Origin of the sequence: Pseudomonas sp. HMSC067G02 (assembly GCF_001813485.1) — a bacterium.
Taxonomy (GTDB): domain Bacteria; phylum Pseudomonadota; class Gammaproteobacteria; order Pseudomonadales; family Pseudomonadaceae; genus Pseudomonas; species Pseudomonas aeruginosa.
On the sequence record NZ_KV812708.1, the window covers coordinates 153,813 to 166,037 of the forward strand.

The 12,225-nt window shown below is 65.8% G+C and carries 15 protein-coding genes; all 15 read left to right on the plus strand.

Annotated elements, in window-relative coordinates:
- Positions 1–2: 2 nt before the first annotated feature.
- The 15 genes from pscY to pscC all read left to right on the plus strand — a co-directional run bounded on the left by pscY (position 3) and on the right by pscC (position 12,225).
- Positions 3–332 (plus strand): type III secretion system chaperone PscY, encoded by a 330-nt coding sequence (gene pscY, locus HMPREF2914_RS23685; protein WP_003113547.1) that lies wholly within the window; start codon positions 3–5, stop codon positions 330–332.
- Positions 329–2,449, plus strand: a complete 2,121-nt coding sequence (gene pcrD / locus HMPREF2914_RS23690; protein ID WP_003100792.1) for a SctV family type III secretion system export apparatus subunit PcrD — start codon at positions 329–331, stop codon at positions 2,447–2,449. Before pscY ends, pcrD begins: the two co-directional genes overlap by 4 nt.
- A complete protein-coding gene (gene pcrR / locus HMPREF2914_RS23695) occupies positions 2,446–2,880 on the plus strand; it encodes an LcrR family type III secretion system chaperone PcrR (RefSeq protein ID WP_003100791.1) in 435 nt (144 codons plus the stop codon). The genes pcrD and pcrR overlap by 4 nt, the downstream gene beginning before the upstream one ends.
- 27 nt (positions 2,881–2,907) lie before the next feature.
- Complete coding sequence (pcrG, locus tag HMPREF2914_RS23700) at positions 2,908–3,204, plus strand: LcrG family type III secretion system chaperone PcrG (protein ID WP_023091979.1); 297 nt, start codon at positions 2,908–2,910, stop codon at positions 3,202–3,204.
- Between the two features lie 9 nt (positions 3,205–3,213).
- A complete protein-coding gene (pcrV, locus tag HMPREF2914_RS23705; RefSeq protein ID WP_003087704.1) occupies positions 3,214–4,098 on the plus strand; it encodes a type III secretion system needle tip protein PcrV in 885 nt (294 codons plus the stop codon).
- Positions 4,099–4,106: 8 nt separating this feature from the next.
- Positions 4,107–4,613 carry a SycD/LcrH family type III secretion system chaperone PcrH gene (gene pcrH, locus HMPREF2914_RS23710; protein ID WP_003087708.1) on the plus strand — a complete coding sequence of 169 codons (507 nt, stop codon included), beginning with the start codon at positions 4,107–4,109 and terminating at the stop codon, positions 4,611–4,613.
- Complete coding sequence (gene popB / locus HMPREF2914_RS23715) at positions 4,594–5,766, plus strand: type III secretion system translocon subunit PopB (protein ID WP_023091978.1); 1,173 nt, start codon at positions 4,594–4,596, stop codon at positions 5,764–5,766. The genes pcrH and popB overlap by 20 nt, the downstream gene beginning before the upstream one ends.
- An 11-nt stretch (positions 5,767–5,777) precedes the next feature.
- On the plus strand, positions 5,778–6,665 hold the full coding sequence (popD, locus tag HMPREF2914_RS23720; RefSeq protein ID WP_009314655.1) for a type III secretion system translocon subunit PopD: 888 nt from the start codon (positions 5,778–5,780) through the stop codon (positions 6,663–6,665).
- A 126-nt stretch (positions 6,666–6,791) separates the two neighbouring features.
- A complete protein-coding gene (exsC, locus tag HMPREF2914_RS23725) occupies positions 6,792–7,229 on the plus strand; it encodes a type III secretion system regulatory chaperone ExsC (protein ID WP_003100769.1) in 438 nt (145 codons plus the stop codon).
- A gap of 8 nt (positions 7,230–7,237) precedes the next feature.
- The gene (exsE, locus tag HMPREF2914_RS23730; RefSeq protein ID WP_003117722.1) at positions 7,238–7,483 is read left to right on the plus strand and encodes a T3SS regulon translocated regulator ExsE; all 246 of its coding nucleotides are present in this window, start codon (positions 7,238–7,240) and stop codon (positions 7,481–7,483) included.
- An 8-nt stretch (positions 7,484–7,491) separates the two neighbouring features.
- Positions 7,492–7,905 carry a YscW family type III secretion system pilotin ExsB gene (gene exsB / locus HMPREF2914_RS23735; RefSeq protein WP_003109507.1) on the plus strand — a complete coding sequence of 138 codons (414 nt, stop codon included), beginning with the start codon at positions 7,492–7,494 and terminating at the stop codon, positions 7,903–7,905.
- A 297-nt stretch (positions 7,906–8,202) separates the two neighbouring features.
- On the plus strand, positions 8,203–9,039 hold the full coding sequence (gene exsA, locus HMPREF2914_RS23740) for a T3SS regulon transcriptional activator ExsA (RefSeq protein ID WP_003120334.1): 837 nt from the start codon (positions 8,203–8,205) through the stop codon (positions 9,037–9,039).
- Positions 9,040–9,136: 97 nt separating this feature from the next.
- Complete coding sequence (gene exsD / locus HMPREF2914_RS23745) at positions 9,137–9,967, plus strand: T3SS regulon anti-activator ExsD (RefSeq protein ID WP_003109509.1); 831 nt, start codon at positions 9,137–9,139, stop codon at positions 9,965–9,967.
- A gap of 33 nt (positions 9,968–10,000) precedes the next feature.
- Positions 10,001–10,423, plus strand: coding sequence for a YscB family type III secretion system chaperone PscB (pscB, locus tag HMPREF2914_RS23750; RefSeq protein WP_003109510.1), 423 nt, complete (start codon positions 10,001–10,003; stop codon positions 10,421–10,423).
- Entirely contained in the window at positions 10,423–12,225 is a 1,803-nt protein-coding gene (gene pscC / locus HMPREF2914_RS23755) for a SctC family type III secretion system outer membrane ring subunit PscC (protein WP_003109511.1), read from the plus strand. The genes pscB and pscC overlap by 1 nt, the downstream gene beginning before the upstream one ends.

The window sequence follows — 12,225 nt, forward strand, 5'->3', positions numbered from 1 at the left end:
CGATGACGTTGAAACCGACGCAACAGCGCCTGTTGCTGATGCTGGGCTGGCTGCACCTGCAATGCGGCCAGCCGCGACGCGCCCAGGTGTTGCTGGAGGCCTTGCTGAGCGTTGCGCCGGAGCGCCGCGACGGGCGCCGCGCCTTGCTCCTGGCGTTGCTCCAGCAAGGCCTCGGCGAGCCCGCCGTGCGCCTGTGCCGGCAGTTGCAGGAGGATGGCGAGGAGGAGCCCGGTCTGTGGCGTTGCCTGAGCCGTGCCGAACAGCTCGCCGGGCGTCTCGACGCGGCGCGTGCCGCGCACGCCCGGGCGCTGGAGCTGGAGGCGCGGGAATGAACGACCTGAGCGGGCTTCTCGGCCGGGTCGGCGAGCGCAAGGACATCCTGCTGGTGGTGTTGCTGCTGGCGGTGGTGTTCATGATGGTGCTGCCGTTGCCACCGCTGCTGCTGGACATCCTCATCGCCGTCAACATCACCATCTCCGTGGTCCTGTTGATGATGTCGGTGTACATCGGCTCGCCGTTGCAGTTCTCGGTGTTCCCGGCGGTGCTGCTGATCACCACGCTGTTCCGCCTGGCGCTGTCGGTGAGCACCACGCGGATGATCCTGCTGCAGGCCGACGCGGGGCAGATCGTCAACACCTTCGGCAGCTTCGTGGTCGGCGGCAACCTGGTGGTGGGCATCATCATCTTCCTGATCATCACCATCGTGCAGTTCCTGGTGATCACCAAGGGTGCCGAGCGGGTCGCCGAGGTCAGCGCGCGCTTTTCCCTGGATGCCATGCCGGGCAAGCAGATGAGCATCGACGGCGACATGCGTGCCGGCGTGATCGATGTCAACGAGGCGCGGGCGCGGCGCGCGGTGATCGAAAAGGAAAGCCAGATGTTCGGCTCCATGGACGGCGCGATGAAGTTCGTCAAGGGCGACGCCATCGCCGGGCTGATCATCATCGTCGTCAACATCCTCGGCGGCATCGCCATCGGCGTCACGCAGAAGGGCCTGAGCACCGCCGACGCGCTGCAACTGTACGCGGTGCTGACCGTCGGCGATGGCATGGTCTCGCAGGTGCCGGCGTTGCTGATCGCCATCACCGCCGGGATCATCGTCACCCGGGTGTCTTCCGACGAATCGGCGGACCTCGGCAGCGACATCGGCGAACAGGTGGTGGCGCAGCCCAAGGCGCTGCTGATCGGCGGCCTGTTGCTGGTACTGTTCGGCCTGATTCCCGGTTTCCCGACCCTGACCTTCCTGGCTCTCGCGCTGCTGGTCGGCGGCGGCGGCTACTTCATGCTCTGGCGCCAGCGGGCCCAGGCCAGCGCCGGTTCCCGCGACCTGCCGGCGTTGCTCGCGCAGGGCGCCGGAGCGCCATCGGCCAAGGCGCGTGGCAAGGCTGGCGGCGGCAAGCCGAAGGCCGGGCGTCTCGCCGAGCAGGAAGAATTCGCCCTCACCGTGCCGTTGCTGATCGACGTCGATGCCAGCCTCCAGGAACGTCTGGAGGCGATGTCGCTGAACGAGGAACTGGTGCGGGTACGACGCGCGCTGTACCTGGATTTCGGCGTGCCGTTCCCGGGTATCCACTTGCGCTTCAACGAAGCGATGGGCGATGGCGAATACCTGGTGCAGCTACAGGAGGTCCCGGTCGCGCGCGGATGCCTGCGGCCGGGCTGGTTGCTGGTGCGCGAACGCGCCGCGCAGCTGGAACTGCTCGCGGTCCCCCACGAGCCGGCGGAGCTGCAGGTGCCGGGAGAAGAGGCGAGCTGGGTGGAGCAGGCGCACCAGGATCGCCTGGAGCGTTCCGGCTGTGCCTGCCTGGGCCTGGAGCAGGTGCTCACCTGGCACCTGTCCCATGTGCTGCGGGAGTACGCCGAGGATTTCATCGGCATCCAGGAGACGCGCTACCTGCTGGAGCAGATGGAGCAGGGTTACGGCGAGCTGGTGAAGGAGGCGCAGCGGATCGTTCCCCTGCAGCGGATGACCGAGATTCTCCAGCGCCTGGTCGGCGAGGACATCTCGATCCGCAACATGCGGGCGATCCTCGAGGCGATGGTGGAGTGGGGGCAGAAGGAGAAGGACGTGGTGCAGCTCACCGAGTACATCCGCAGCAGCCTCAAGCGCTACATCTGCTACAAGTACTCCAGCGGCAACAATATCCTTCCCGCCTACCTGCTGGACCAGGCGGTGGAGGAGCAGATCCGCGGTGGCATCCGCCAGACCAGCGCCGGCAGCTACCTGGCCCTCGACCCGGCGATAACCCAGGCCTTCCTCGAGCGCGTGCGGCAGACCGTCGGCGATCTCGCGCAGATGCAGAACCGGCCGGTGCTGATCGTTTCCATGGATATCCGCCGCTACGTGCGCAAGCTGGTGGAGAGCGACTATGCCGGGCTGCCGGTGCTGTCCTACCAGGAGCTGACCCAGCAGATCAACATCCAGCCGCTTGGCAGGATCGTGTTGTGAGCGCCGATCCGCTGATTCCCTGGTTTCTCGCCCGCGGCCTGGCGGTGCGTCCGCATTGCCTGCGCGACACCTCGATCGCGCTCGGTTGGCAGGTCCTGGCCCATGGCTGCGAACTGGCCTGGCGCTGCGACGGCGAGCGGGTCTGGATCGTGATGTTGCGTCGGCGGCAGGCGCGCAGCGGATTGGCCAATCCATTCGCCGCGCTGTACCTGCTGGCGGAGGCCACGCTCGATACGCTGGGGCCGCGCCAGCGTCTCTACGGCAAGGTCCTGGCGCTGGCCGGCAGCCCGCTGCCTGGCGAGCGCATGGCGCGCTTCTATCGCCGCTGGACCGGCGCCGCCGAGCCCGCCGACGGCTGGTTCGAGCTGGAGGCCGGGCGGGTGGTGACGCAGCGAAGCCTGCGAAAACGACAAAAACCCGACCGTGCCTGACAGGCTCCGGCGACGTCGATCCCTACCATGGGCGACATGAACGAATACACCGAAGACACCCTGCGGGCGACCGTCCAGGCCGCCGAACTGGCGATTCGCGACAGCGAGGAACGCGGCCGCCTGCTGGCGGAAATGTGGCAAGGCCTGGGGCTTGCCGCGGACGCCGGCGAGCTGCTGTTCCAGGCGCCGGAGCGAGAGCTGGCGCGAGCCGCCGAAGAGGAGCTGCTGGCCGAACTGCGGCGCATGCGCAGTTCCCAGCCGACGCAGGGCGAGCTGGGTACCCGGCCGCGGCGTCCGACGCCGATGCGTGGCTTGTTGATCTGAGGAATCACGATGGAAGTCAGAAACTTTAATGCCGGTCGCGAGCTGTTCCTGGACGAACTCCTGGCCGCGCCGGCGGCGCCTGCCAGTGCCGAGCAGGAGGAACTGCTGGCCTTGTTGCGCAGCGAGCGGATCGTGCTGGCCCACGCCGGCCAGCCGCTGAGCGAGGCGCAAGTGCTCAAGGCGCTCGCCTGGTTGCTCGCGGCCAATCCGTCCGCGCCTCCGGGGCAGGGCCTCGAGGTACTCCGCGAAGTCCTGCAGGCACGTCGGCAGCCCGGTGCGCAGTGGGATTTGCGCGAGTTCCTGGTGTCGGCCTATTTCAGCCTGCACGGCCGTCTCGACGAGGATGTCATCGGTGTCTACAAGGATGTCCTGCAGACCCAGGACGGCAAGCGCAAGGCGCTGCTCGACGAGCTCAAGGCGCTGACCGCGGAGTTGAAGGTCTACAGCGTGATCCAGTCGCAGATCAACGCCGCGCTGTCGGCCAAGCAGGGCATCAGGATCGACGCTGGCGGTATCGATCTGGTCGACCCCACGCTCTATGGCTATGCCGTCGGCGATCCCAGGTGGAAGGACAGCCCCGAGTATGCGTTGCTGAGCAATCTGGATACCTTCAGCGGCAAGCTGTCGATCAAGGATTTTCTCAGCGGCTCGCCGAAGCAGAGCGGGGAACTCAAGGGCCTCAGGGATGAGTACCCCTTCGAGAAGGACAACAACCCGGTCGGCAATTTCGCCACCACGGTGAGCGACCGCTCGCGTCCGCTGAACGACAAGGTCAACGAGAAGACCACCCTGCTCAACGACACCAGCTCCCGCTACAACTCGGCGGTCGAGGCGCTCAACCGCTTCATCCAGAAATACGACAGCGTCCTGCGCGACATTCTCAGCGCGATCTAGAGGTATCCATGAACCAGCAAGCGACCCCTTCCGACACCGACCAGCAACAGGCGCTGGAGGCCTTCCTGCGCGACGGCGGCACCCTGGCGATGCTTCGCGGACTCAGCGAGGACACCCTGGAGCAGCTCTATGCGCTGGGCTTCAACCAGTACCAGGCGGGCAAGTGGGACGACGCGCAGAAGATCTTCCAGGCACTGTGCATGCTCGACCACTACGACGCCCGCTACTTTCTCGGCCTGGGCGCCTGCCGCCAGTCCCTCGGTCTCTATGAACAGGCCCTGCAGAGCTACAGCTACGGCGCGCTGATGGACATCAACGAGCCGCGCTTTCCCTTCCATGCCGCCGAGTGCCACCTGCAACTGGGTGATCTCGACGGAGCCGAGAGTGGCTTCTACTCGGCCCGGGCCCTGGCCGCGGCACAGCCGGCGCACGAGGCCCTGGCCGCGCGTGCCGGCGCCATGTTGGAAGCCGTAACCGCGAGAAAGGATCGAACATATGAATCCGATAACGCTTGAACGCGCCGGACTGCCCTACGGGGTGGCCGACGCCGGGGATATCCCGGCGCTCGGCAGGCCGGTCGCGAGGGATGTCGAGAGTCTGCGGGTGGAGCGCCTGGCGGCGCCGGCCGCGGCTTCCGCGAGCGGCACGGGGGTGGCGCTGACGCCGCCGTCCGCAGCCAGCCAGCAGCGCCTGGAGATCGCCAATCGTGCGGAGATCGCCAGCCTGGTGCAAGCAGTGGGCGAGGATGCCGGACTGGCGCGGCAGGTTGTGCTGGCCGGCGCTTCGACGCTGTTGTCCGCCGGCCTGATGTCGCCGCAGGCGTTCGAGATCGAGCTGGCGAAAATCACCGGCGAAGTCGAGAACCAGCAGAAGAAACTCAAGCTGACCGAAATCGAGCAGGCGCGAAAGCAGAACCTGCAGAAGATGGAGGACAACCAGCAGAAGATCAGGGAATCGGAAGAAGCCGCGAAAGAAGCCCAGAAGTCCGGTCTGGCAGCCAAAATCTTTGGTTGGATCAGTGCAATAGCTTCGATCATCGTCGGCGCAATCATGGTGGCAACCGGCGTCGGCGCGGCCGCGGGTGCACTGATGATCGCGGGCGGTGTCATGGGAGTGGTCTCCCAGTCGGTACAGCAGGCAGCCGCGGACGGATTGATCAGCAAGGAAGTGATGGAAAAGCTCGGCCCGGCACTGATGGGTATCGAGATCGCCGTCGCGCTGCTGGCGGCGGTGGTCAGCTTCGGCGGCTCAGCGGTCGGCGGGCTGGCCAAGCTGGGCGCGAAGATCGGCGGCAAGGCGGCCGAGATGACCGCTAGCCTGGCGAGCAAGGTCGCCGGCCTGGGCGGCAAGTTCGGCAGTTTGGCCGGCCAATCGCTGTCGCACTCGCTGAAACTCGGCGTGCAGGTTTCCGACCTGACCCTGGACGTCGCCAACGGCGCGGCCCAGGCCACTCATTCGGGATTCCAGGCGAAGGCCGCGAACCGCCAGGCCGACGTGCAGGAATCGCGTGCCGACCTGACCACCCTGCAGGGCGTGATCGAGCGCCTGAAGGAAGAGCTGAGCCGCATGCTGGAAGCATTCCAGGAAATCATGGAGCGGATCTTCGCCATGCTCCAGGCCAAGGGTGAAACCCTGCACAACCTGTCCAGCCGACCGGCAGCGATCTGAGGAGGCGTCACATGATCGATACGCAATATTCCCTGGCGGCTACCCAGGCCGCGATCCCCTCCGAGCCGATCGCTCCCGGCGCCGCCGGGCGTTCCGTCGGCACGCCGCAAGCGGCTGCGGAGCTGCCGCAGGTGCCGGCCGCGCGGGCCGACCGGGTCGAACTGAACGCTCCGCGTCAGGCGCTCGACCCGGTGCGTATGGAAGCGGCCGGCAGCGAGCTGGACAGCAGCGTGGAGCTTCTGCTGATTCTCTTCCGCATCGCGCAGAAGGCGCGCGAGCTGGGTGTACTCCAGCGCGACAACGAGAACCAGGCGATCATCCACGCGCAGAAGGCGCAGGTGGACGAGATGCGCAGCGGCGCCACGCTGATGATCGCCATGGCGGTGATCGCCGGCGTCGGCGCGTTGGCCTCGGCAGTGGTCGGCAGTCTCGGCGCGTTGAAGAACGGCAAGGCCATCAGCCAGGAGAAGACCCTGCAGAAGAACATCGATGGGCGCAACGAACTGATCGACGCGAAGATGCAGGCGCTGGGCAAGACCTCCGATGAGGATCGCAAGATCGTCGGCAAGGTCTGGGCGGCGGACCAGGCGCAGGACAGTGTGGCGTTGCGCGCGGCGGGCCGTGCCTTCGAGAGCCGCAACGGCGCCCTGCAGGTGGCCAACACGGTGATCCAGTCCTTCGTCCAGATGGCCAACGCCTCGGTCCAGGTGCGCCAGGGCGAGTCGCAGGCGAGCGCCCGGGAAGAGGAGGTCAACGCCACCATCGGGCAGAGCCAGAAGCAGAAGGTCGAGGACCAGATGAGCTTCGATGCCGGCTTCATGAAGGACGTCCTGCAGCTCATCCAGCAGTACACCCAGAGCCATAACCAGGCCTGGCGTGCGGCGGCCGGAGTGGTCTGAGCCGTCTCCGCGCGGGAGGAAAAAGGCCACAGCGATGTGGCTTTTTTCTTAAAAGAAAAGTCTCTCAGTGACAAAAGCGAGGCATAGCCCGGTGCTAGCATGCGCTGAGCTTTAGGAGGCGCCCCCATGGATTTAACGAGCAAGGTCAACCGACTGCTTGCCGAGTTCGCAGGCCGTATCGGTTTGCCTTCCCTGTCCCTCGACGAAGAGGGCATGGCGAGCCTGCTGTTCGACGAACAGGTGGGCGTCACCCTGTTGCTGCTCGCCGAGCGCGAGCGTCTGTTGCTGGAGGCCGATGTGGCGGGCATCGATGTGCTGGGCGAGGGGATCTTTCGCCAGCTCGCCAGCTTCAACCGCCATTGGCACCGTTTCGATCTGCATTTCGGCTTCGACGAGCTGACCGGCAAGGTCCAGTTGTATGCGCAGATTCTCGCAGCGCAACTGACCCTCGAATGCTTCGAGGCGACCCTGGCCAACCTGCTCGACCACGCCGAGTTCTGGCAACGCCTGCTGCCGTGCGACAGCGATCGCGAGGCGGTCGCTGCGGTCGGCATGAGGGTTTGAGTGGCCCCATGAAAATCGAATCGATTTCGCCGGTGCAGCCGTCCCAAGACGCAGGAGCCGAGACGGTGGGGCATTTCGAGGGGCGTTCGGTGACCCGCGCGGCCGTTCGCGGCGACGACCGTTCCAGCGTGGCCGGGCTGGCGCGCTGGCTGGCGCGCAACGTGGCTGGCGATCCGCGCAGCGAGCAGGCCTTGCAGCGCCTCGCCGACGGCGACGGCACGCCGCTGGAGGCGCGCACGGTCCGGCGCAGGTGAGGTGCTGGATGCTGTTGCCGCTGGCGTTGCTGCTCGGCGGTTGCGTCAGCCAGCCCGCGCCGATGTCGCCGAAGGTGACGGTGGGCGGCTCGGTGGGCGGCGTTTCCCTGCAGGCGCGCCAGGCGCAACTCAGGCTGCGCCTGTATGCCGTCGTTCAGGGAGGGATGCAAACGATTGCCGAGCGGCGCTACCGGGTGTCCGGGTTGCCGTTGCGCTATGCGTTCGATCTGGAGGTCGACAGGTTGGAGGGCGAGGCATTGTACCTACGCACCGAGCTTTCCTGGGTGGGCGTCGCGGCGGTCCAGGCGAGCGCCTGGCAGCGGGTGGCGGCGGGCGTCGATGAGCGGGTCCGGCTGGTTCGGCGCGACTGTTTTCCGAATTGTACGGCCGCTCGCCCGGAAGAAAGATCTGGCAACGATTGATACATTGCCTGCTGTTTCGGAAAGTGCGTATGGAGATTAAAGAAGTGCAAGTCTCGTTCGTTGTCAGGGAAGGCCTCGAATAATAAAACTGGTACTTTTGTTCCGCTTCTAAAGAAGGCTGGATTAATTGGCGGAAGCCGACTCGCTCTGCGAATCAGCGCACGTCGGATAATCCTGATTATTATAAAATCGACTCCGTGCTCATGGCTTTGAAAATCAATAAAACGGAGCGTATTCATGCCTCTCCGCTAGGCGGGGCATTCAAGGTACGACGGGAAGTGTTGGGGTTCTTATAATATGCAAGGAGCCAAATCTCTTGGCCGAAAGCAGATAACGTCTTGTCATTGGAACATTCCAACTTTCGAATACAGGGTAAACAAGGAAGAGGGCGTATATGTTCTGCTCGAGGGCGAACTGACCGTCCAGGACATCGATTCCACTTTTTGCCTGGCGCCTGGCGAGTTGCTTTTCGTCCGCCGCGGAAGCTATGTCGTAAGTACCAAGGGAAAGGACAGCCGAATACTCTGGATTCCATTATCTGCCCAGTTTCTACAAGGCTTCGTCCAGCGCTTCGGCGCGCTGTTGAGTGAAGTCGAGCGTTGCGACGAGCCCGTGCCGGGCATCATCGCGTTCGCTGCCACGCCTCTGCTGGCCGGTTGCGTCAAGGGGTTGAAGGAATTGCTTGTGCATGAGCATCCGCCGATGCTCGCCTGCCTGAAGATCGAGGAGTTGCTGATGCTCTTCGCGTTCAGTCCGCAGGGGCCGCTGCTGATGTCGGTCCTGCGGCAACTGAGCAACCGGCATGTCGAGCGTCTGCAGCTATTCATGGAGAAGCACTACCTCAACGAGTGGAAGCTGTCCGACTTCTCCCGCGAGTTCGGCATGGGGCTGACCACCTTCAAGGAGCTGTTCGGCAGTGTCTACGGGGTTTCGCCGCGCGCCTGGATCAGCGAGCGGAGAATCCTCTATGCCCATCAGTTGCTGCTCAACAGCGACATGAGCATCGTCGACATCGCCATGGAGGCGGGCTTTTCCAGCCAGTCCTATTTCACCCAGAGCTATCGCCGCCGTTTCGGCTGCACACCGAGCCGCTCGCGGCAGGGGAAGGACGAATGCCGGGCTAAAAATAACTGACGTTTTTTGAAAGCCCGGTAGCGGCTGCATGAGTAGAATCGGCCCAAATTGCAGGCTCTGACGAGCGCGCAATGTAGTGAGGAAGCCAAGGCAGAGAATGGAGCAGGAAGACGATAAGCAGTACTCCCGAGAAGCGGTGTTCGCCGGCAGGCGGGTATCCGTGGTGGGCTCGGACGCCCGCTCGCGGGGTCGGGTGCCGGGTTACGCATCGAGCAGTTTGTATCGTGAGTCCGGAATCATCAGTGCGCGGCAACTGGCGTTGCTGCAGCGGATGCTGCCGCGCCTGCGGCTGGAGCAACTGTTCCGCTGCGAATGGTTGCAGCAGCGCCTGGCGCGCGGCCTGGCACTGGGGCGCGAAGAGGTGCGGCAGATTCTCCTCTGCGCGGCGCAGGACGACGACGGCTGGTGCGCCGAACTGGGCGACCGGGTCAACCTCGCCGTGCCGCAGTCGATGATCGATTGGGTCCTGCTGCCGGTCTATGGCTGGTGGGAAAGCCTGCTCGACCAGGCGATCCCCGGCTGGCGCCTGTCGCTGGTGGAGCTGGAGACCCAGTCCCGGCAACTGCGAATCAAGTCCGAATTCTGGTCCCGCGTGGCCGAGCTGGAGCCGGAGCAGGCCCGCGAGGAACTGGCCAGGGTCGCCAAGTGCCAGGCGCGCACCCAGGAACAGGTGGCCGAACTGGCCGGCAAGCTGGAGACGGCTTCGGCACTGGCGAAGAGCGCCTGGCCGAACTGGCAGCGGGGCATGGCGACGCTGCTCGCCAGCGGCGGGCTGGCCGGCTTCGAGCCGATCCCCGAGGTCCTCGAATGCCTCTGGCAACCTCTCTGCCGGCTGGACGACGACGTCGGCGCGGCGGACGCCGTCCAGGCCTGGCTGCACGAACGCAACCTGTGCCAGGCACAGGATCACTTCTACTGGCAGAGCTGAACGGCCGGCGAAAGCCGGCCCTACCGAGGAATCATGGATCATCTGTTGAGCGGATTGGCCACTCGCCTGGGCCAAGGGCCCTTTGTTGCCGATCGGACGGGTTCGTACCACCTGCGCATCGACGGACAGAGCGTCCTGTTGCTGCGCCAGGGCGACGACCTGCTGCTGGAAAGCCCGCTGGAGCACGCCCCCCTGGACCCGCAGCGCGACCAGCAGGGGTTGCTGCGGGCGCTGTTGTCGCGGGTCGCCAGTTGGAGCCGGCGCTATCCCCAGGCCATCGTCCTGGATGCGGACGGGCGCCTGCTGTTGCAGGCGCGGCTGGGCCTCGACGGCCTCGATCCCGAGCGACTCGAACGGGCCCTGGCCGCCCAGGTGGGGCTGCTCGAGGCGCTGGCGCCGGAGCTGGAGCCGCTGCCCCGCGGGTTGCCGCCGCAGGTTCCGGTGTGGCGTCCCTGATGCGCCGCCTGCTGATCGGCGGACTGCTGGCGCTGCTGCCTGGCGCGGTCTTGCGCGCGCAGCCGCTGGACTGGCCCAGCCTGCCTTACGACTATGTGGCGCAGGGCGAAAGCCTGCGCGACGTGCTGGCGAACTTCGGCGCCAACTACGATGCCTCGGTGATCGTCAGCGACAAGGTCAACGACCAGGTCAGCGGTCGCTTCGACCTGGAAAGCCCGCAGGCCTTCCTGCAGTTGATGGCCTCCCTCTACAACCTCGGCTGGTACTACGACGGCACCGTGCTGTACGTATTCAAGACCACCGAGATGCAATCGCGGCTGGTGAGGCTGGAGCAGGTCGGCGAGGCCGAGCTGAAGCGCGCGCTGACCGCCGCCGGCATCTGGGAGCCGCGCTTCGGCTGGCGTGCCGACCCTTCCGGGCGGCTGGTGCACGTGTCCGGTCCGGGGCGCTATCTCGAACTGGTCGAGCAGACCGCCCAGGTGCTGGAGCAGCAATACACCCTGCGCAGCGAAAAGACCGGCGACCTCAGCGTGGAGATCTTCCCGCTGCGCTATGCGGTCGCCGAGGACCGCAAGATCGAGTACCGCGACGACGAGATCGAGGCGCCGGGCATCGCCAGCATCCTCTCGCGGGTGCTCAGCGATGCCAACGTGGTTGCGGTGGGGGACGAGCCGGGCAAGCTGCGCCCGGGACCGCAATCGAGCCATGCGGTGGTCCAGGCGGAACCGTCGCTGAACGCGGTGGTGGTGCGCGACCACAAGGACCGGTTGCCCATGTATCGCCGCCTGATCGAAGCCCTCGACCGGCCCTCGGCGCGGATCGAGGTCGGCTTGTCGATCATCGACATCAATGCCGAGAACCTCGCCCAGCTGGGCGTCGACTGGAGCGCCGGGATTCGCCTGGGCAACAACAAGTCGATCCAGATCCGCACCACCGGCCAGGATAGCGAGGAGGGCGGCGGCGCCGGTAACGGGGCGGTCGGCAGCCTGGTGGACAGTCGCGGGCTGGATTTCCTGCTGGCCAAGGTCACCCTGTTGCAGAGCCAGGGGCAGGCGCAGATCGGATCCCGGCCGACCCTGCTGACCCAGGAGAATACCCAGGCGGTGCTCGACCAGAGCGAAACCTACTATGTGCGGGTCACGGGCGAGCGGGTGGCCGAGCTGAAGGCGATCACCTACGGCACCATGCTGAAAATGACGCCGCGAGTGGTGACTCTCGGCGATACGCCGGAGATCAGCCTCAGCCTGCACATCGAGGACGGCAGCCAGAAACCCAACAGCGCCGGCCTGGACAAGATCCCCACGATCAACCGCACGGTGATCGATACCATCGCCCGCGTGGGCCATGGCCAGAGCCTGCTGATCGGCGGCATCTACCGCGACGAACTGAGCCAGAGCCAGCGCAAGGTACCCTGGCTCGGCGACATTCCCTATCTCGGCGCGCTGTTCCGCACTACCGCGGACACCGTGCGCCGCTCGGTGCGGCTGTTCCTCATCGAGCCGCGGCTGATCGACGATGGCGTCGGCCATTACCTGGCGCTGAACAACCGTCGCGACCTGCGCGGCGGCCTGCTTGAAATCGACGAGTTGTCGAACCAGAGCCTGTCGTTGCGCAAGCTGCTCGGTAGCGCCCGCTGCCAGGCGCTGGCGCCGGCCAGGGCCGAACAGGAGCGCTTGCGCCAGGCCGGCCAGGGATCGTTCCTCACGCCCTGCCGGATGGGTGCGCAGGAGGGCTGGCGGGTGACCGACGGCGCCTGTCCCAAGGACGGCGCCTGGTGCGTCGGCGCGGAGCGCGGGAATTAG